The 18,732-nt window shown below is 64.8% G+C and carries 17 protein-coding genes and 1 pseudogene; 6 read left to right on the forward strand and 12 right to left on the reverse strand.

Features of this window, described 5'->3' with window-relative positions:
- The first annotated feature begins 60 nt into the window (after positions 1-60).
- From HHL14_RS11050 to HHL14_RS11075, 6 genes and pseudogenes are all read left to right on the forward strand, one after another.
- Positions 61-1,554, forward strand: a complete 1,494-nt coding sequence (locus tag HHL14_RS11050; RefSeq protein WP_407945280.1) for a chitinase — start codon at positions 61-63, stop codon at positions 1,552-1,554.
- Positions 1,555-2,156: 602 nt separating this feature from the next.
- Entirely contained in the window at positions 2,157-2,762 is a 606-nt protein-coding gene (locus HHL14_RS11055) for a hypothetical protein (RefSeq protein WP_169497647.1), read from the forward strand.
- Between the two features lie 264 nt (positions 2,763-3,026).
- Positions 3,027-4,325 (forward strand): TAXI family TRAP transporter solute-binding subunit, encoded by a 1,299-nt coding sequence (locus HHL14_RS11060; protein ID WP_169497648.1) that lies wholly within the window; start codon positions 3,027-3,029, stop codon positions 4,323-4,325.
- A gap of 84 nt (positions 4,326-4,409) precedes the next feature.
- Positions 4,410-4,643 (forward strand): annotated as a pseudogene (locus tag HHL14_RS33160) (EamA family transporter); the annotation flags it as partial.
- A 178-nt stretch (positions 4,644-4,821) separates the two neighbouring features.
- A complete protein-coding gene (locus HHL14_RS11070; RefSeq protein ID WP_169497649.1) occupies positions 4,822-5,025 on the forward strand; it encodes a DUF3562 domain-containing protein in 204 nt (67 codons plus the stop codon).
- Positions 5,026-5,341: 316 nt separating this feature from the next.
- On the forward strand, positions 5,342-5,803 hold the full coding sequence (locus HHL14_RS11075; RefSeq protein WP_169497650.1) for a GNAT family N-acetyltransferase: 462 nt from the start codon (positions 5,342-5,344) through the stop codon (positions 5,801-5,803).
- 108 nt (positions 5,804-5,911) lie between these two features.
- Here HHL14_RS11075 and HHL14_RS11080 read toward each other — a convergent pair whose 3' ends face one another.
- From HHL14_RS11080 to HHL14_RS11135, 12 genes are all read right to left on the reverse strand, one after another.
- Positions 5,912-7,315, reverse strand: a complete 1,404-nt coding sequence (locus HHL14_RS11080) for an MFS transporter (protein ID WP_169497651.1) — start codon at positions 7,313-7,315, stop codon at positions 5,912-5,914.
- Positions 7,316-7,340: 25 nt separating this feature from the next.
- Positions 7,341-8,606, reverse strand: a complete 1,266-nt coding sequence (locus tag HHL14_RS11085; RefSeq protein WP_169497652.1) for an NAD(P)/FAD-dependent oxidoreductase — start codon at positions 8,604-8,606, stop codon at positions 7,341-7,343.
- Positions 8,599-9,564, reverse strand: coding sequence for a VOC family protein (locus tag HHL14_RS11090; RefSeq protein ID WP_169497653.1), 966 nt, complete (start codon positions 9,562-9,564; stop codon positions 8,599-8,601). Before HHL14_RS11090 ends, HHL14_RS11085 begins: the two co-directional genes overlap by 8 nt.
- A 23-nt stretch (positions 9,565-9,587) precedes the next feature.
- Positions 9,588-11,078, reverse strand: coding sequence for an aldehyde dehydrogenase (locus HHL14_RS11095; RefSeq protein WP_169497654.1), 1,491 nt, complete (start codon positions 11,076-11,078; stop codon positions 9,588-9,590).
- Between the two features lie 34 nt (positions 11,079-11,112).
- Complete coding sequence (locus HHL14_RS11100) at positions 11,113-11,943, reverse strand: aspartate dehydrogenase (RefSeq protein WP_169497655.1); 831 nt, start codon at positions 11,941-11,943, stop codon at positions 11,113-11,115.
- Entirely contained in the window at positions 11,936-13,594 is a 1,659-nt protein-coding gene (locus HHL14_RS11105; protein ID WP_169497656.1) for a thiamine pyrophosphate-binding protein, read from the reverse strand. Before HHL14_RS11105 ends, HHL14_RS11100 begins: the two co-directional genes overlap by 8 nt.
- The gene (locus HHL14_RS11110) at positions 13,587-14,396 is read right to left on the reverse strand and encodes an SDR family oxidoreductase (protein ID WP_169497657.1); all 810 of its coding nucleotides are present in this window, start codon (positions 14,394-14,396) and stop codon (positions 13,587-13,589) included. The genes HHL14_RS11105 and HHL14_RS11110 overlap by 8 nt, the downstream gene beginning before the upstream one ends.
- A complete protein-coding gene (locus HHL14_RS11115; RefSeq protein WP_169497658.1) occupies positions 14,396-15,280 on the reverse strand; it encodes an IclR family transcriptional regulator in 885 nt (294 codons plus the stop codon). The genes HHL14_RS11110 and HHL14_RS11115 overlap by 1 nt, the downstream gene beginning before the upstream one ends.
- Complete coding sequence (locus HHL14_RS11120) at positions 15,277-16,224, reverse strand: alpha/beta fold hydrolase (protein WP_169497659.1); 948 nt, start codon at positions 16,222-16,224, stop codon at positions 15,277-15,279. The genes HHL14_RS11115 and HHL14_RS11120 overlap by 4 nt, the downstream gene beginning before the upstream one ends.
- A 106-nt stretch (positions 16,225-16,330) precedes the next feature.
- Positions 16,331-16,858, reverse strand: coding sequence for a cupin domain-containing protein (locus HHL14_RS11125; protein ID WP_169497660.1), 528 nt, complete (start codon positions 16,856-16,858; stop codon positions 16,331-16,333).
- A gap of 26 nt (positions 16,859-16,884) precedes the next feature.
- The gene (locus tag HHL14_RS11130) at positions 16,885-17,652 is read right to left on the reverse strand and encodes an SDR family oxidoreductase (RefSeq protein ID WP_169497661.1); all 768 of its coding nucleotides are present in this window, start codon (positions 17,650-17,652) and stop codon (positions 16,885-16,887) included.
- Positions 17,645-18,730, reverse strand: a complete 1,086-nt coding sequence (locus tag HHL14_RS11135) for an aromatic ring-hydroxylating oxygenase subunit alpha (RefSeq protein WP_169497662.1) — start codon at positions 18,728-18,730, stop codon at positions 17,645-17,647. Before HHL14_RS11135 ends, HHL14_RS11130 begins: the two co-directional genes overlap by 8 nt.
- Positions 18,731-18,732: the final 2 nt, after the last annotated feature.

An 18,732-nucleotide genomic window follows, 5' to 3' on the forward strand; every position in this document is an offset into this window, starting at 1 on the left:
ACCGCTAGTCCGTTGATACGGAAGCTTCGGCGTCTCTTATTAAAACGGAGAGAGAGAAAAATGAAGGGAAAGTCAACGAGGATTCTTGCCGCATCGGCCCTGTCCCTGAGTGCGATGACAAGCGCATTCGCGACCGGCGTCTATGCACCCTATGTCGACGTGACGGCCTGGCCGACGCCACAGTTCGACGTGATCGGCGTACAGCACGGCATCCAGCAGTTCACGATGGCTTTCGTGGTCGCCGCCGGCAGCAGCCAGTGCGTGCCGTCGTGGGGCGGCGTGCAGAACATCGGCTCGGGCAACAGCTCCGATCTGCTTACGTCGCTGTCGACGTCGCTGACGAACTATCGCGCGAAGGGCGGCGAAGTGTCGATCTCGTTCGGCGGCGAGAACGGCACGCCGCTGATGCAGGCATGCTCGACCGCGTCCGCGCTGCAAACCGCGTATCAGACCGTGCTCGATAGCTACGCGGTCACGCACATCGACTTCGACATCGAAGGCGCGGCTCAGGAAGACACCGCGGCGATCACGCGCAACTTCCAGGCCGTGAAAGCCTTGCAGACCGCCGCGACCGCGAAAGGCTCGACGCTGCACGTGACGCTCACGCTGCCGGTCATGCCGACGGGCCTCACGCAGGACGGCATCAACATCCTCAATTCGGCGATCTCCAACAAGGTGACGTTCGACGCGATCAACGTGATGGCGATGGACTACGGCAGCGCGTCGATCGAAATGGGCACGGCGGCTACGCAGGCCGCGTCGTCGCTGTATTCGCAACTCGACACCGCGTTCAAGTCGGCCGGCCAGACGCTGACCGATGCGCAACTGTGGCAGATGGTCGGCGTCACGCCGATGATCGGCATGAACGACGTGCAGGGCGAAACGTTTACGCTCGCCGATGCGCAGACGCTGCTGAACGTCGCGCGCAGCGACGGCTTCGGGATGCTGGCCAACTGGTCGGTCGGCCGCGATCAGTCGTGCCCGAATAACGGCGCGTACACCGCGTCGGATTGCTCCGGCATCACGCAGACCCCGTATGCATTCGCGTCGGTCTTCGAGCAACTCAACGGACATTGGGGCACCGGCGTGACGACCGATGCTTCGTACACCGGATCGTCGAGTAGCAGCAGTTCCAGCGGCAGCTCAGGCAGTTCGTCGAGCGGTTCGTCGGGTAGCTCGTCGAGCAGTTCTTCCGGCAACGGCTCTTCGGGCAGCAGCGCAAGCTCCGGCTCGACGGGGTCGAGCAGCACCGGCACGACGGGCAGCACCACGCCGATCGCGGGCGCGGCATGGTCGGCGACGCAGATCTATACCGCCGGCATGACGGTCACCTATCAAGGCTCGACCTACAAGGCGCAGTGGTGGACCCAGGGCGACGTGCCGGGGCAGGCCGCCGTCTGGAAGCAGACCGCCGGCACAACGCCGACGTGGTCGTCGACGATGGCCTACACGGGCGGTTCGTGCGTGATGTACGCCAACGTGAAGTACTGCGCGAAGTGGTGGACCCAGGGCGATGTGCCGAGCAGCGGCGGGGTGTGGGTCAAGCAGAATTGAGCGCGTGACATGCGGGAACGCGAGTGAGTCGCCCGCACGCTCACTCACGGACTTGTATCGATAACGACGGCCGCCGGTGTTGCACACCGACGGCCGTTTTATTTCGAGGCTCTTGCACGAGCCCGATGCCCACACGACGATTCGCGTCGTGCGATCTGAATGTGCCTCTCTTTTGTCCGATATTCATCAGGTCGCCGCGAATAGCGTGCATTACACTGGTTTTCGCTATGCGCCTTTAAAGCGTAGCTGACCCACGAAGTCACAAAATCGCGCGGACTTTCGTGCACCCTTTCGGCACGTATCCGCCGGCACCGGGTGAAGCATCGTTGCCTGGTGAAAGCATTGCACCTTCATGAGTTTGGCCCGTACCTGGGCTCCTCCTCTCGCACGCCGGGAACATCTCGCCGCACTCACGGCACTTCGTTCTCTCATTGTTTGTTCCTGCAGACGGCGGCAGCCAGGTAGTCGCGCGGCCATGTCCAATTCATTTCATTCGTTTCATTCGTTTGAATCGGGCGCCCGCTTCCGACACGCAATTGGCACACGCGCATGCTGAGATTTCGCGCGCCTGATTCGCCTGATTCGCTGACAAGGAGATGACGATGAAGACCCCGCATTTAAGCATTTTGTCGGCTACCGCCATTGTGCTTCTACTAATGAGCGGCACCGCCCAGGCTGGCGGCAATGGCAATAACAATGGCGGCGGTAACGGCGGCGGCCTGTGCTCGAAAGCCACGCTGAAGGGACCGTATGGCTTTAGCGGTCACGGCGAAATTCTCGGCCTGCTGGATTCGAGCAACGTGCTGCACGCGTTCGCCAGCCCGTCGATCCTCGACGACGTCGCGCTCGTGACCTTCGACGGCACCGGCGGTTTCACACGCACCGACTTCGGCAGCATCAACGGCGTGCCGAAGGGCGGCCAGACGAGCTTCAATCCGTACCAGAGCGGCACCTACACGGTGAATCCCGATTGCACCGGCACCATGTCGGTCCGCTATACCAGCGGTGGCCCCGTGCCGGCCGGCGTGGAAACCGACCTGAACATCGTGATCGCCGACGACGGGACGCTGATCAAATCCATGGTCTACCGCGCGAGCATTCCGTCGGCCGCATCGGCACCCGACGGCTACAGCTGCCCGATGAATTGCGTGCAAGGCGTACAGGAGAGTTTCGAAGGGAAGAAGATTCTGATCTACGGCTTCCGCTAGCCGCGGCGATCGCACGATCGCATGACGGAAGCATTCGCGCCTGCCGCCGGTGCGAGGACCGGCGGCCGGTTCAGCCCAACCCGAGCGTTGCTCAGCGCGCGAGGTCGCATCACTACCGCTCGAAGCAAACCGTCTGGTATCGTAAAGCTCAAATAGAGTTCAAATAAACCGAGTTCATATCATTCATCCAAGGCCGGACCTGAGCCGAGACGGGTAACGATGCCGAAATACAATCCCACGCTTCACCGCAGTCAACACACGCCCATGACGCGGCGACGCCGGCGTCTTCTGATCGTCAGTGCGATCGTGCTGCTGGCCGCGCTCGGCTGGATGCTCACGCTCGTGCTGCAGCCCGCGTTCCAGCGCACGATCGTCATCACGAGCGGCGCGGACAACGGCATTTACCGCGGCTTTGCCGATCGCTATGCGCCGCTCCTCAAACGCGAGGGCATCAAGCTCGATATTCGCAGCTCGTCGGGCTCGGTCGAAAATTACCAGCGGCTGACCGACCCCGACAGCGTGTACGACGTCGGCTTCATCCAGTCCGGCACGACCAGCCCCAAAGACACCGACAACCTGCAAACCATCGCCGCGGTCTCGTACGAACCGATCTGGGTGTTCTACCGCGGCGACGTGACGATCGACCGGCTCTCGCAATTGCGCGGCAAGCGCGTGTCGATGGGCGTGCCCGGCAGCGGCCTGCTCAACGTGTCGCAGACCCTGCTCGGCTATAGCGGCGTCACGAATCAGAACACGACGCTGCTGCAGATGGATGCGAACGCCGCCTATGAAGCGCTCGAAAACGGCCAGATCGACGCGGCGTTTTTTATCGGCCGACCCGATGCCGAGATGCAGCGCACGCTGCTGGCCAGCCATCTGAAGCTGATGAGTTTCGCGCAGGCCGATGCGCTGACGCAGAAATTCCCGTCGCTGTCGAAGATCGTGTTGCCGCGCGCGTCGGCCAGCGTCGCCGACGATCTGCCGCGCAGCGACGTCACGCTGCTCGCGGCGACCGCGTTGCTGGTCTCGAAGGACACGCTGCATCCGGCGCTCGTCTATCTGCTGCTCGACGCGGCGCGCACCGTGCACGGCGGCGAGGATTACTTCACGCCGCTCGGCACGTTCCCGAATCTGCGCACCGAGGAATTCCCGATCTCCGACGAAAGCGTGCGCTACTTCAAATCGGGCCGACCGTTTCTCTATCGTTACCTGCCGTTCTGGCTCGCGAGCCTGATCGAACGACGGCTGCTGATCCTGCTGCCGTTCATGGCGCTGTTGATCGGTCTGATCCAGGCGTTGCCGCGCATGCTCGAAGCGCGCATGAAAAAGCGGCTCGTGGTCTGGTATCGCGAGATCAAATCGCTCGAAGACGAAGTGTGGAAAAACAGTCAGCCGACGCGCGCGCAAATCGCGCAATGGAGCGACGAGATCGAAAGCATCGACGCCAACGCGAGTCAGATACGGATTCCTTATCGCTACTTTCAGGACGTTTACGCGCTGAAGCAGGCGATCGGCATCGTGCGTGATCGGATCGAGCATGTTGCGCAGAGGAGTGGCAAATAGCTGCGTGGCGTGAGCCTGAAGCTTCGAGCTGCAAACTGCAAACCCGCGGCCTCCAGCCTTACTCCGCCGTAACCGAGCCGGATCGCGGCCGCATTGATGGCGCTCGGCGTCTGGCTGCATATGCGCGAACGCCACGAACATCCGCATACGCACGACGCGCTCGATCACACGCATCGGCATCGCCATGACGCGCATCATCAGCACGAACACGATTTCGCATGGAACGGTGAGGAACCGCACAGCCATCCACATCACCATGCGCCAATTACGCACACCCATAGACATTTCCCGGACATTCACCACCGTTACGGCCATTGATTTTCCGCGCCGCCCCGTCGGCTGGGCACCTGGTTCGGCGCAAGACAAAAATCTCTGTGGAGCGAATCGCACGATAGTTCGATTCAATTGGCGCACCCGCGAATCGCATCCTGTAATGAACACCTGCTGTCGCCGTTCCGTTCATCCAGCCTGAGTGCCGCCCTACCCGGAGTGCCCCATGTCGCAGCCCGAGCCGAACATAGACGAAGTAGTCCGAAGCATTGCCGAAGAGACCGACACGCCGGCCGACACGGTGTCCCGCATGTATGCCGATACGCTGGCCGATTACCGGCATGAGGCGCGCGTGTTCGACTACGTGCCGCTGTTCGCCGCGAAGAAGGTGCGCAACGAGCTTCGCCACAAGTCGCATCGCAAGCATTGAATGCACGATCATTGAGTTCACGATTCGCGGCGTTGCGTGGAGATAGACGCATCGCCGGCTTCCGCTGAACACGCGATACGCGCGACTAGCACGCGGTGCCGCGACTCATCACAACCGTCCTCGTCGCTACAGACGCGCAGTTCATTCCTCTGACAAACGCAAGCGTTCAGTAGGCATTCGCTGAACGCTTGCGTACCCCATGTCCTGTTGTCGCACAGATGGTGGTCCCAGATTTCGCGCGAAGCGTGGAGCTAACAATCGCGCCACGAATTTTCTATGCTGGCGGTTCGACCGTTTGCCAACCAGGAACCGCCTCATGTCCGCTCCGCTCCAGATTCGCGCCGTCACCCGTGAAGATTTCGCCGCATGGCTGCCGCTTTGGGACGCGTATAACGCGTTCTACGGCCGCTCGGGCGACACCGCGTTACCGCGCGAAATCACGGAGATCACGTGGAGCCGCTTCTTCGACGGCTACGAGCCGATGCATGCGTTCGTCGCCGAACGCGCCGGCCAACTGCACGGCATCGTGCATTTCCTCTATCACCGGCACACCACGATGGCCGGGCCGATCTGCTATCTGCAGGACCTGTACACGCTCGACAGCGAGCGCGGCAAGGGCGTCGGCCGCGCGTTGATCGAGGCCGTCTATGCCCGCGCGCAAGCCGATGGCGCGCAACGCGTGTACTGGCAGACGCACGAGACAAATCAGACCGCGATGAGGCTTTACGACAAGGTCGCGGATAAATCAGGGTTCGTCGTGTATCGCAAGGCGCTCTAAAACACGGGGCTTCATCAAAGCCCATCAAAGACAAAAGGCGCACCACTGGGTGCGCCTTTTTGTTCGCTACTGTGCCGCCTGTCAAAGCGCGGCGCTAGATGCCGGGCCTCAAGCCTCCAACTGCTCCAACACCTTGCCCTTGGTTTCGATCCCGAGCAGATGCACGACCACTGCCGCGAGGAACGGCACGGCCGCGAGGATGTAGAACGCCACTTCGAGATTGCCGCCGATCATCGTCTTCGACACGATCGCCGGCGCGAAGATCGCCGCCACCTTCAGCCACGCGCCGCCGACGCCGCAGCCCATCGCACGGATGCTGGTCGGGTACAGCTCCGGCGTGTACACGTAAGCGGTGATGAAGCCACTGGCAAGAAAACCGAGCGCGAATGCGCAGCAGGTCGCGACCACATACACCGACGACGCGTGCAGCACACCCGCCAGCGCCAGCGACAACGCGCACAGCAGGAACGAGATGTTGATGATCGGCTTGCGCCCCACCTTGTCGACCAGCAACGCGCAGGCAAGCGAGCCGAGCACGCCGAGCACCGATGCCGCGACCGCCAGGTTCAGCGCGAGCTGCAGCGGCGCGTGATAGATCGTGCGGTAGATCGTCGGCAGCCACGTCGACAGGCCGTACTGGATGAAGCCGCAGGTGACCCACAGCATCGCCACGGCGATCGTGCGCTTCAGATAAGCCGGGCCGAACAGATCCGCGACGCGACGCTTCGGATGGCGATTAACCATCTCGTCGAATTCCGCAGCCTGTGCCACCGGCGGCAGCGGCACCTTGGCCGCGCGTTCGAACGCGAGCACGGAGGAATCGGCTTCGGCCATCCGGTCCCGCACGGCGAGCCAGCGCGGCGATTCGGGCACGAGCCGGCGCAGCACGAAGAACAGGATCAACGGCATACCGCCGATGAAGTACATCGCCTGCCAGCCGAAACGCGGTACGATCCACGCACCGAGCGCGCTCGACGCAAGCAGACCGATCGGGAACACGATTTCATACAGCAGCACGAAGCGCCCACGACCGTGCGCGCGGCTGATCTCGTTGATGTAGGTCGCGGCCACCGGCAACTCGCCGCCGAGGCCCAGACCCTGGACGATGCGCAGCGCGACGAACACCGCGAAGGTCGGTGCAAAGCCGCAGGCAATACTGGTGATGCCGATAATGCCCGAGCTCAGCGCAATCGCCTTCACGCGGCCGGCACGTTCCGCATACCACGGAAACAGGAACGCGCCGATCAGTTGTCCTACGGAACCGGAGCCCAGAAGGAAGCCGACGTCCCACGGCGTCAGGTTCCACTTCGCGATCAGCAGCGGCAGCGTCGCCGCGATGGCGATCACGTCGAAGCCGTCGAAGAACGTCGCGAGGCCGATCAGGATACGCGCGCGCACCTGCATCCCGTTCCTCGGCAAGCGCTCCAGACGCGCGATGATCGAGCCTTGCGTAACTGCGCCTGAAACGCCGGCGCTGCTACGGTCTCCAGTAGTGTTATCGATGGTTCTCATGCCGAGGTGCCGTCCGTAAGAATGGTTAGGCAAGCGCCGTAGAGGCGTCAGTCAGGGTGGCAAGGTCGATGGTCCGGCCTTGGTTCATCCACTTGCGCGAGAGCTTCAGTTCGCGCGGAGTGTTGATCGCGATCACGCCGCGGATCGTGTTGTCTTCCAGATAGAACAGCGTCGCGCGTTTCGCCGGCAGATCGCCGCGCACGGCGAGTTCGGCATTGGCCGGAATGTCGCCGAGAATCTGCAGATTCACGTCGTACTGATCGGACCAGAACCACGGAATGTCCGCGTACGGTTCGAAGGTGCCGAGCAGCGCTTTCGCGGTGGAGATCGCCTGGTTCTGCGCGTTCGCCCACGATTCGAGCCGCACGCGGCGCTTCAGCCACGCGCTCGGATGATTCGCGACGTCGCCGCACGCGAAGATGCGCGGATCGTCGGTCGCGCCGAAGTGATCGACCACGATGCCGTCTTCCACCTTCACGCCCGCCGCCTGCGCAATCGCCGTGTGCGGCGTGAGGCCGATGCCGGCCACCGCGAAATCGGCATCGAGCGTCGAGCCGTCGGCGAAGGTCGCGCGAATCCGGTTCGCGTCGTGCGGGTGATCCTCGAGCTTGACGAGCGCCGCGTTCAGCCGCACGTCCACGCCGTTCGCGCGATGCAGCTCCAGCAGGAAATCCGACACCAGCGGCGGCAGCGAGCGCGCGCACAAACGCGGCGCGCCTTCCACCACACTCGCCTCGACACCGAGCTTTCGCGCGGTCGCCGCGACTTCGAGACCGATCCAGCCGCCACCGATCACCAGCACGCGCCGGCTTGCGCGCAACCGTTCGCCGAGCGCGACCGCTTCGTCGAGCGTGCGCAGATAGGCGATGTGCGAGGTCTGCACGATCGCGTCGGGCAAACGGCGCGCGGCGCCTCCGGTGGCGATCACGAGGCGGTCGTACCGCACTTCGCGGCCCGCCTTGGTGCGCACGATGCGCTGCTCGCGATCGATCGAGGTCGCGCAATCCGGCTGCCATGCCTCGACGTTCAACGCGTCGAAATCGTCGGGCTTCACGAGCCGCACCGTGTCGATGTCGGCGTCGCCGGCCAGCACCGCCTTCGACAGCGGCGGCCGCTCGTACGGCAGATGCACTTCGTCGGCGATCATCACGAGGCGGCCGTCGAAGCCTTCTTTGCGCAAGGTCTTCACGACCCAGCCGGCCGCCTGACCGCCGCCGATCACGACGATCGTGCGCGGCGCTTCGAGCCCGGCGTGCGCGACTTGCGCGTGTTCGGTGGCAGCGTCAGTCATTTTTACGCTCCGTCATGAACTTGCCCTCCGGCGCCTTCGCGTCTCTCTGACGACGCGTATTGCCGTCGATGCCGCCGTCGATCGCCCATTCGGCGAACACGGTCGGGCCCGGCTCGAAATCGCGCGGCTGCCATTCGGGCGTCAACTGGTCTTCGTCCGCGTAGTACTCGATCAGGCCGCCGGCCGGATTCTTGAAGTACCAGAAGTACGCCGACGACACCGGATGACGACCCGGCCCGAGCTGCGTTTCCCAGCCGCAGCGGCTGATGTGCATGCCGCCGCCGAATACTTCATGGATGTCGCGCACGGTGAACGCGACGTGGTTCAGGCCGCGTTTGCCGTTCGGCAGCGCGAGCAGGAACAGGTCGTGGTGACCGCCGTGCGGCGCGCAGCGCATGAATGCGCCGCGGCCCGGATAACGGTCCGACGTCTCGAAGCCGAGCAGCTCGTGATAGAACTTTTCCTGCTCGGCGAGGTTGTTCGTGAAGAACACCACGTGGCCCACTTCGACCGGCTCCGCGCGTTCGTAGACCGGCGACGGCTGATCGACGCGCAGCGTCTGGCCCCACACGTTCGACGGCGAACCCTGCACGTCGATCGCCCATTTGCGCGTGACTTCGACGCGGATCGCCATCCCGTTCGGGTCGATGCAGCCGACGGCGTCGTCGGTTTCGTAGTGGCCCGGCTGACCGGCGAAGCGGCCGCGCAGTGCGTCGAGTTCCGCTTTAGTGGCAACACCCCATGTCACTTCGCGCAGCGTCGGGCCTTCCTCGAACGCGGGCGGCAGCGACGGCTCGTTCGCATCGACGACGAGCACGGTGCAGCCGTTCTGCGTGACGAAGCGCGCGTGTTTGTCGTCGTGCGCGGTTTCCTTCATGCCCCAGTCCGCGAAAAAGCTGCGACAGGTGGCGAGATCCGTCACGCCGTAGGTAATCTGTTCAATGCCGAGAATCGTCATAACGTGCCTCTTCGTTGCCCGCTTTAGTTCGCCCACGCCAGCGGCGCTTCGTTCAAGCCCCAGTAGAGGCTCTTCTGTTGCATGTATTCGCGAATGCCGAGACGGCCTTTTTCGCGTCCCATGCCGCTCTCCTTCCAGCCGCTGAACGGCGTCGAAATCGAGAACAGCTTGTAGGTGTTGATCCAGATGGTGCCGGCGTCCAGCCCGCGCGCGATCCGGTACGCGCGTTTGTAATCGCGCGTCCAGATGCCGGCGGCGAGACCGAACACACTATTGTTCGCTTCCTTCAGCAGCGCCGCTTCGTCGTCGAACGGCATTGCGACGAGCACCGGGCCGAAGATTTCTTCCTGGCAGATCTTCGCGTCGTTCGAGAGGCCTTCGAGAATCGTCGGCTGGAAGTAGGTGCCGGCTTCGCGGCCATCGCCGACCGGACGCTCGCCGCCGCACAAGAGACGCCCGCCCTCTTCGAGACCGAGCGCGACATAGCGTTCGATCGTTTCGCGATGCGCCTGCGTAATCAGCGGACCCATCTGCGTGTTCTCGCGCGACGGATCGCCAACGCGCAGCTTGCGCGCGCCTTCGACGAGGCGCTGCATGAACGCGTCGTAGATCGAGCGCTGCACGAAGAGCCGCGAACCCGCGATGCACGCTTCGCCCGACGAGCTGAAGATGCCGTACAGCACGCCGTTGACCGCATGATCGAGATCGGCGTCGTCGAACACGATGGTCGGCGACTTGCCGCCGAGTTCGAGCGACACCGGCATCAGCTTGTCCGCCGCGATGCGCGCGATGCCGCGGCCCACTTCGGTGCCGCCGGTGAACGACACCTTCTTCACGAGCGGATGACGCACCAAAACGTCGCCGATCACCGAGCCCTTGCCCGGCAGCACGCTGACCACGCCCTTCGGCACGCCCGCTTCCTCGCAGATGCGCGCGAGCGCAAGCGACACCAGCGGCGTGACTTCGGCCGGCTTGAGCACCACCGCGTTGCCGCCCGCGAGGGCCGGCGCGAGCTTCTGCGCGTCGGAGGCGATCGGCGAATTCCACGGCGTAATCGCCGCGATCACGCCGATCGGCTCGTAGAGGCTCATCGTCAGATAGTCGCCGCGCGACGGCGTGAGCTCTTCGTCGAGCGTTTCGAGGCAGGCCGCGAAATAGCGGAACGTGTTTGCCGCGCTCGCGACCAGCACGCGCGTCTCGCCGATCGGCTTGCCGTTGTCGCGGCGTTGCAGATTCGCCAGCGCTTCGTGGCGCGCCATGATCAGATCGGCGATGCGGTACAGGATCAGCGCGCGCTGATGCGGCTTCAGACCCGACCAGTCCGGCTTGCGCCATGCCGCGTCGGCGGCTTCGATCGCGTCGCGCGCGTCGTCCGCATTGGCCGTCGAGATTTCCATGTTGACCGACTGATCCGCCGGATACAGGCTTTTATACGGGTTGCCGCGCCCCGGCCGCCATTCGCCGCCGATAAAAATATCGCCGTTGGGCACGAGGCTGGTATCGAAGTGAGTCATGTCGGTCGTTCCGGTTGCTGTCAGGCCAGGTTCTTCAAATCACGCAGCGCGCCGCGCGGTTGCGCAGTGCGCGGATCGCGCTATACGCGGTCAGTGCGGAGGTCTTCGGGTTATCCGGCAGCGGCTTGCCGCTCATTTCCAGCGACATCTCGCCGAACGCGCCGCGCGCGAGAATGCGATGCACGTTGCGCGTCACGTGCGGATCGGCGATCAGCCGCACCGTCGTGTGGTCGAGCCCGAGCCCGGCGAGCGCGATCGTCGCGGCGACGTTCGCGTTCTTCGGATAGAGCCGCGCCGCGTCGCGCGCGCTACCTTCGAAAATCACTTTCTCTTCGCTGAGCGTGGCCAGATCGCAGACCTGTTCGGCCGGCGTGCCGAGCCAGCCGGTCGGCGGCTTGCGGCCGGTGTACAGCACTTCGTCGAGGCCGCCAAAGCGCGCCGCCGAGATCGCGTCGACGCCGCCGATCGCGCCCGACAGCAGCGTGAGCGTCGCATCACCCTGATCGGCCGCGGCGGCCAGCGCGTCGAGCAACGCGACGTCGGACAGCGCGCCGATCGACGCCACCGCGCAATCGACGCCGCTCTTCAGCAGCGGCACCACGTGATCGACGAGCGCGCCGTGGCCCGCGCATTCGAGCACGAACTGCGGCTTCGTGCTCAGCGCCGGCACCGACGACACCACATCGACCGACGCGCCCACCGCTTCGCGCACCGACGCCACCTGATGCTCAGGCACGATCACATGCGACACGCGCACCGCCGGATCGGCAACGACCGAGCGATACACCGTCTGACCGATCGCGCCGAAACCGATCATCGCGATGTCGACGGGCGCGTGCTGTCCTGCGTACGCGGCCTCATGCATGTTCCGGCTCCTCTTTCTTGACCGGCGGGCCCGCGAACGCGGTCGCGAACGAGCCGACCGACAGCATGTCCACTTCGACCAGCACCGGACCCGTCTGCGCCATGCCTTCGCGGATGATCGAAGCGGCGTCGTCGAGCGACTTGATGCGGTAGTGCGGCAGCTTCAGGCTTTCGCAGAACTGCGCGAAATCCGGCTGATGCAGTTGCACGTAGCAGCGGCGGCCGCCGTACTGCGCGTCCTGGATGTTGCGGATCACGCCGTAGCACTGGTCGTTCATCAGCACGATCATCACGTTGGCGTTTTCCTGCACGGCCGTCGCGAGTTCACCGACGTTGACCATCAGGCCGCCGTCGCCGCACAGCGCCACCGTCTTCGCCGCATTGCCTGCCAGCGCCGCGCCGATACCCATCTGCATGCCCTGGCCGATGCCGCCGCCGAGCGCGTGCACGCCGGCGCGCGGATTGAAGATCTTCAGCAGGCGGTTGCCCCACGTGCTGTTCGAGATCGTCACGTCGCGCACCCAGTTGTAGTCGCGGCCCACTGCGTCCTGCAGCGCGTCGACGAGACGCTTGTACGGACCGAGACCCTTGCTGACGTCGGCGACCGCACTTTCGCGCGCGGCGGCCAGATCCTGCGCGAACGCCGGATCGATCTTCAGCTTGCCTTCGAGCAGCGTGGCGAGTTCGTCGAGCACTGCAGAAGCATCGCCGTGAACGAACAGCTCGTTGCGATAGCCGCGGTTGTCGGCGAGCGCGTCAGCGTCGATGCGATACAGCGGCTGCGGCAGCGCGAGCTTGTACTTCAGCGTTTCATTGCCGCGCAGACGCGAACCGACCACGACCAGCGCGTCGCAGGTCTTGTAGAAGCTTTCGACCGCGCTGTGCACGTTGAACGCGCCGAGCGTGGCCGGATGATCTTCGGGCAGCACGCCGCGACCCTGCACGCTGGTCACCACGCCGAAGCCGAGTGCAACCAGACGTTCGACCGCCGCGCGCGCATGGCGCGTGCCGCCGCCGAGCCACAGCAACGGGCGCTTCTTCTGGGCCAGTTGTTCAGCGAGTTGCTTCACGCGCTCGCTGCAATGCGTGAGCGTGCTCACGTGCGGCGCGCCAAGATCGTTCGGCCATTCGATTTCGGCGGCCTGGATGTCGATCGGAATCTCGACGCTGACCGGGCCGCTCGGCGCCGTTTGCGCGACGCGCACCGCTTCGCGGATCGTCGGCAGCGCGGTTTCGACCGAGCGCACGCGGAACGCGGCCTTCGAGATCGATTGCAGCATCGACAGCTGATCCGGTGCCTCGTGGATGTAAGCGAGGTCCTGATCGAGGTATTCGGTTTCGATCTGGCCGGTCACGTGCAGCAGTGCCGTGCCCGCCGTCAGCGCTTCGACCATCGCGCCCGCCGCGTTGCCCGCCGCCGTACCGGTGCTGGTGAAGGCCACGCCGAGGCCGCCGGAGACGCGCGCGAGGCCGTCGGCCATGTTCACCGCGCCGGCTTCGCCGCGCGCGCCGACATAGCGGATCTTGCCGCGCGTGTTGATCGCGTCGAGGATCGGCATGTTGTGGATCGAGATCACGCCGAATGCGGTTTTGACGCCGCATTGCTCGAGAAAGGCGGCGATCAGTTCGCCAACGGTGGTTTTGTTAGACATGTCGTGCAACGCCTCCAGAAACATCGATGTGACTGCCAGTCGTGTACGACGACAGCGGGGTAGCCAGATAAAAGAGCGCCTGTGCGGCTTCTTCGGGGCGGCCGAAGCGGCCGAGCGGAATGTTTTTCTTGCGCGCCAGTTCGCCGGTCCAGTCTTCCCAACTCTGACCGGGCGCGGCCTGGGTCGCATAACGGCGGCGCCACTGCCCCGACTCGACGATGCCGATCAGGATCGAGTTGACGCGAATCTGCTGCGGCGCGAATTCGACCGCGAGCGACTTCGTCAGACTCAGCAAACCGGCACGCGCCGATGAAGTCGCCACCATGTGCGGCTCCGGCTGCAGCGCGAGCAGCGAATTCACGTTGACGATCGCCGCGTTGCGGCCGGCGCTGGCGGTGTCGCGCAGCATCGGCAGAAACGCGCGGGTCGGGCGAATCACGCCGAAGTACTTCAGGTCGAGTTCTTCGCGCCACGCTTCGTCGCTGGTGTCGGCGAAGGTGGACACGCGGCCCTGGCCTGCGTTGTTCACCAGCATGTCGGTGCGGCCGAAGCGCTGCTGCACCGCCTGCGCGAATGCGGCGACGTCGTTCGCGTCGAGCACGTCGCAACGCTGCGCGAGCAACTGGGCGCCCGGAAACTTTTCCGTCAGCGCGGCTTGCGCGCTTTGCAGACGTTCGGTGTCGCGGCCGCAGATCGCGACCGAGGCGCCCGCGCGCAAAAACACCTCGGCGGTCGCGAGACCGATGCCGGACGAACCGCCCGTCACCACCGCAACCTGTCCGGTCAAATCGATTTGGATCATCAGAGCCCCAGTGCCTTCATGTACTTGTTGCCACCATTCGGCCCAGACGTCGGCCGGTAATTGAGCCGCTGCGACAGTTCGTCGGCCGCGCGGCGCACCTTGTCGACGAGACCGCCGTCGAGCAGCGCCGCATCGATCTCGCGGCGCGGAATCGTGGTCGTGATCACCGCGACGATGCGGCGCGTGTCGTTGCGCACCGGCGCGCTGACCACCGAAATGCCGCGCTCGAACGACGACTCGCTGATCGCGAAACCGCGCCGCGCATCGTCGCGAATCCGGTCATACAGTTCGTTGATCGTGGCCGGCGTCTGCGCGGTGAAGCGCTCCAGTTCCGGCTCCGGGTACAGCTTCTTCAGTTCGTCGTACGTAAGATCGCCCATCAGCACCTGGCCGTGGGTCGTCGCATGCGCGGGCAGGCGCGTGCCGACGTTGACCTTCACCGAGCTGAAAATCGGCGCATGGCTTTGCGCCTTGGCGACGAACACGACGTCGCGTCCGTCGCGAATCACGATATGGGCCGTGAGGCCGGTCGCATCGCGCAGACCTTCGATGATCGGCAGGCCGAGATCGGTCAGCTCCAGCGAGCTCAGGTATTCGAAGCCGAGACGCAGCACCGCGACGCCGAGGCGATAGTTGCGGTCCTTGTCGGCACGTTCGAGAAAGCCGAGCGATTCGAGCGTCTGCAGCAGACGGAACACCGTCGTGCGCGGAATGTTCAGGCGGCGCGACAGTTCGGGCGCACCGAGTACCGGCTCGCGCGGCGAGAACTCCATCAGGATTCTCAAGCCGCGTTCGAGACCCGGCACGCGGTAGCCGGTGTCGCTGCTCGCTTCGTTGCGCTCGACGTCGGCTTCGCGCCCGTCGTCAAGAGTGTCGGGGGTCATGGATTGGCTCCGCGTTGGCTCTGATTCTGGGCAGGCTGCTGGCCTGCTTCGGTGGCGCCGACGCGGCAGAACGCGTCGATGATCGCGTTGTACGCGGCCGGTGCTTCGATATAACCGGCGTGTCCCGCGCACGGCACGATCTGCAGGCGGGTACGCGCGGCCTGGGCGATCTTTTCGCAGGCTTCGGGCGTGGTGATCGCATCGTCCGCGCCGACCGCGACGTTGACGCGGCCGTGGTAGTGCGCGAGATCGCCCGCGAGGTCCGCGTTGGCCAGCAGATGCGTGGCCTGCGCATAGCCGTGCGGAATCACGCGCGACATGTTCCAGCGTACCCATGCGCGCGCTTCGTCGCTGGCATGGGCCGACAGCATGTTGGCGCTGCGCTTGTCGGCGAGCCCTTGGGGCCCAAGTTCGTTCAGCATCGCGAGGCGCTGATCGCGCTTCGCCTCGCGGACTTCAGCCGCTGCCGCGCCGTAGCCTCCCGCCGGCGACAACAACAGCAGGCCCGCGAGGCGCTGCGGATAAGCGGCGGCAAACGCGCCGGCGATGATCGCGCCCAGCGAATGTCCGACCAGCACGCAACGTTCGATACGGAGCGCGTCGAGCCATTCCTTCAGTACTTCCGAGTAATCCGCTGCGACTGGTGATGAAGCCCCGACCGGCGTGGACGCGCCATACCCCGGCGCATCCCAGGCCAGCACGCGACGCGTCGCGCCGAATGCGTCGAACTGCTGCACCCACGACGCCGCGCCCGAACCGATGCCGTGCAACAGCACGAGCGGCAGCGCGTCATGGCCGGCGCGATCGACTTCGCGATAGCTCAGCACGCGCTGCGCCGCGAGGCTGCCTGGCTGCGCCGGATAGCGCGCGAGACGTGCCTCGAACGCTTCGAGCGCGGCAGGCTGCGCAGCCTGGGCGGATGGATCGGACGGAACGGCGGACATGATTTCTTTCGTGGCTGAAATGGAATGACGTGGATGGTTTTGCAGTGCGTCGCCAGCGCTCTTGTGGCGCTTTGGCGACGCCTGGGTCACACCTGGCTAAGCCCGGTTAGCGCTTGATCTTCGCGAGCGGCGAATCCGGCGGATACGTCGGCGTGATCGGCTTCGACGAACCGAGCATCACGCACATCAGCGCGTCTTCCTCGCCGATGTTGATTTCCGTGCGGTACACGCCGGGCGGCACCGAGATCAGGTCACGCTCGCCGAGCACCGCTTCCCACGTCTCGCCGTCGCGCTCGCAGATCACTTTCATCTTGCCGCGCAGCACGAAGAAAATTTCTTCGACATCCGTATGAATATGGCTCGGGCCGATGTTGCCGGCCGGGATCACCATCGTCGAGAACGTGAAGTTGCCTGCCGGCACCGTGTTCATGTCCTTCGCGACGCCGGTGCCGCCGGTACCGACGTAGCGCATCTGCGCACGGCGATACTTCGGGTCGTAGTCGGCCTGGAACTTCAGCGCGTCCCAGTCGTAGCGCCGCGTTTCGAAACGTGCGACGCGGCTGTCAAGCCATTGGCCAAAGCTCGCCTCGGCGGGTTGGTCCCAGGATTTGCGTTCGTTGTCGGCGTCCGCCATCTCTTTCTCCTTTCGATTCGACAAGATCAATTCATCACGAAGCCGCCGTTGACCGGCAGCAGTTGGCCGGTCACAAAGCGAGCGGCATCGGACAACAGGAACAGCACCGGCCCGGTTACGTCGTCGGGCACTTGTGCGCGCGTGAGCGCGCGGCCTTGCAGGTAATACTGATGACGCTCGGCGGGCACGTAGGCGGTCGCCTCGACTTCGGTCAGGCCCGGCGCGATCGCGTTGACGGTCACGCCGTGCGTGCCGAATTCGCGCGACAGCGAACGGGTCATCGAAATCACCGCGCCCTTGCTGGCGACGTACGCGAGCAGCTTCGGCGCGCCCCACATCGCCGTGTCCGACGCGATGTTGACGATCGCGCCGCGGCCCGAGTCGCGCAGATACGGCAGCGCGGCGGTGCTCATCAGCCAGGTGCCGCGCACGTTGACGTTCATCACCGCGTCCCACGTTTCGACGGACAGCTCGTCCGCGAACTTGCCGCCGGAGTTGGTGATCGCCGCGTTGTTGATCAGCGCGTCGAGACCGCCGAGCTGTGTCGCGCCGTCTTGCGCGAACTGCTCGATGCTGGCGGGATCGGCGAGGTCGAGCGGAAAGTACGTCGCCGCGTGACCCTGCTCGGCGAGCGATGCCGCGAGCGCACGGCCTTCGTCGTGCAGCACGTCGCCGAATACAACCTGCGCGCCGGCCGCGACGAGCGCGCGCACGAACGCCGCGCCAAGACCGCGCGCGCCGCCCGTCACGAGAACGCGCCGGCCCTTGAGTGCCGCGAGTGCGTCGTTATGCATGGCTGTGACCGGCTTCGGTGGCGGCGGGCGTCGCGTTCGCCGCGCGATGCGCGTCGAGCGCGGCGAGATCCTGCTGCGCGCGTTGACGCAGCATGCGGCGCACACGCGTCATACCGACGTCGTGCTGATAGAGGAACTCGTGTTCGCGCGCGTTCGGCGCGAGGCTTTCGAGGACGTAGCGGTCCTGTTCGAGCACGTCCCAGTGCAGACCTTCGAGGCGGTTGCGATACAGGAAGCGCCATGCGTCGCGCTGCCAGCCCTGCACCTTGCGCGTACGCCAGAAGTAGACCTGGCAGTTGTCGCCGTCGACCGGCACCGCGAAGCCGATGATGCCGAAGCTGCCGCCCGGGCCGAATTTCTTCTTGTACGGAATCGCGAGGCGCATCCACAGCGCGCCGGTATCGCCGAGTTCGACCCAGTCGAAGTTCACGTCGCGCTGGCCGATCTTCTCGAACATCAGACCGGTTTCGGTCTTGCGCACGCGCATGTCGGCCTGCTTGTCGCCTTCGGCCATCGAGTGCGAGGTCGCGTGCAGATAGGCGCCGTGCATCGGGTCCATCACGTTGTCGATCGCGTACTGGTAATTGCACTTCCAGTTCGACATGCACAGGAAACTTGCGTATTCCTCACCAACCAGTTCTTCCGGCAGCTTCAGCGGCGCGGGTTCCTTGTTCGCGTCGTCGCCGAACCACAGGAAGATCGCGCCGGCGTGTTCTTCGGCCGGGTACGACTTCACGCAGGTGCGGCCTTCGAGCGGGCAGCTCGACACGGCCGGCACGTTGACGACGGTGCCGCTGCCGTTCACTTCGACGCCGTGATACCAGCAGGCGACGCGGTCGCCGAGGTTCCAGCCCAGCGACAGACGCGCGCCGCGATGCGGGCAGCGGTCTTCGAGCGCGTGGACTTTGCCTTCGCTATCGCGCCACAGCACGATCTGATCGCCGAGGCGGGTCACGCCGATCGGCGCGTTGCCGACCTGCCAGCTCGGTGCGACGGGATACCAGTAGTTGCGCAGGCCGCGGTCCAGATACGACTTGACGGGATCGGCCGTGCCTTCGGTTGTAGTGGGGGACGTCATGA

The organism is Paraburkholderia antibiotica (genome assembly GCF_012927125.1).
Taxonomy (GTDB): domain Bacteria; phylum Pseudomonadota; class Gammaproteobacteria; order Burkholderiales; family Burkholderiaceae; genus Paraburkholderia; species Paraburkholderia antibiotica.

What these genes read in the sequence shown, in the direction of transcription:
- HHL14_RS11060 (WP_169497648.1), top strand. Translation starts at nt 3,027, where the DNA reads ATGACGCGGCGACGCCGGCGTCTTCTGATCGTCAGTGCGATCGTGCTG.
- HHL14_RS11135 (WP_169497662.1), bottom strand. Translation starts at nt 18,730, where the DNA reads ATGACGTCCCCCACTACAACCGAAGGCACGGCCGATCCCGTCAAGTCG.
- HHL14_RS11115 (WP_169497658.1), bottom strand. Translation starts at nt 15,280, where the DNA reads ATGACCCCCGACACTCTTGACGACGGGCGCGAAGCCGACGTCGAGCGC.
- HHL14_RS11120 (WP_169497659.1), bottom strand. Translation starts at nt 16,224, where the DNA reads ATGTCCGCCGTTCCGTCCGATCCATCCGCCCAGGCTGCGCAGCCTGCC.
- HHL14_RS11075 (WP_169497650.1), top strand. Translation starts at nt 5,342, where the DNA reads ATGTCCGCTCCGCTCCAGATTCGCGCCGTCACCCGTGAAGATTTCGCC.
- HHL14_RS11105 (WP_169497656.1), bottom strand. Translation starts at nt 13,594, where the DNA reads ATGTCTAACAAAACCACCGTTGGCGAACTGATCGCCGCCTTTCTCGAG.
- HHL14_RS11050 (WP_407945280.1), top strand. Translation starts at nt 61, where the DNA reads ATGAAGGGAAAGTCAACGAGGATTCTTGCCGCATCGGCCCTGTCCCTG.
- HHL14_RS11055 (WP_169497647.1), top strand. Translation starts at nt 2,157, where the DNA reads ATGAAGACCCCGCATTTAAGCATTTTGTCGGCTACCGCCATTGTGCTT.
- HHL14_RS11125 (WP_169497660.1), bottom strand. Translation starts at nt 16,858, where the DNA reads ATGGCGGACGCCGACAACGAACGCAAATCCTGGGACCAACCCGCCGAG.
- HHL14_RS11095 (WP_169497654.1), bottom strand. Translation starts at nt 11,078, where the DNA reads ATGACTCACTTCGATACCAGCCTCGTGCCCAACGGCGATATTTTTATC.
- HHL14_RS11110 (WP_169497657.1), bottom strand. Translation starts at nt 14,396, where the DNA reads ATGATCCAAATCGATTTGACCGGACAGGTTGCGGTGGTGACGGGCGGT.
- HHL14_RS11070 (WP_169497649.1), top strand. Translation starts at nt 4,822, where the DNA reads ATGTCGCAGCCCGAGCCGAACATAGACGAAGTAGTCCGAAGCATTGCC.
- HHL14_RS11130 (WP_169497661.1), bottom strand. Translation starts at nt 17,652, where the DNA reads ATGCATAACGACGCACTCGCGGCACTCAAGGGCCGGCGCGTTCTCGTG.
- HHL14_RS11090 (WP_169497653.1), bottom strand. Translation starts at nt 9,564, where the DNA reads ATGACGATTCTCGGCATTGAACAGATTACCTACGGCGTGACGGATCTC.
- HHL14_RS11085 (WP_169497652.1), bottom strand. Translation starts at nt 8,606, where the DNA reads ATGACTGACGCTGCCACCGAACACGCGCAAGTCGCGCACGCCGGGCTC.
- HHL14_RS11100 (WP_169497655.1), bottom strand. Translation starts at nt 11,943, where the DNA reads ATGCATGAGGCCGCGTACGCAGGACAGCACGCGCCCGTCGACATCGCG.
- HHL14_RS11080 (WP_169497651.1), bottom strand. Translation starts at nt 7,315, where the DNA reads ATGAGAACCATCGATAACACTACTGGAGACCGTAGCAGCGCCGGCGTT.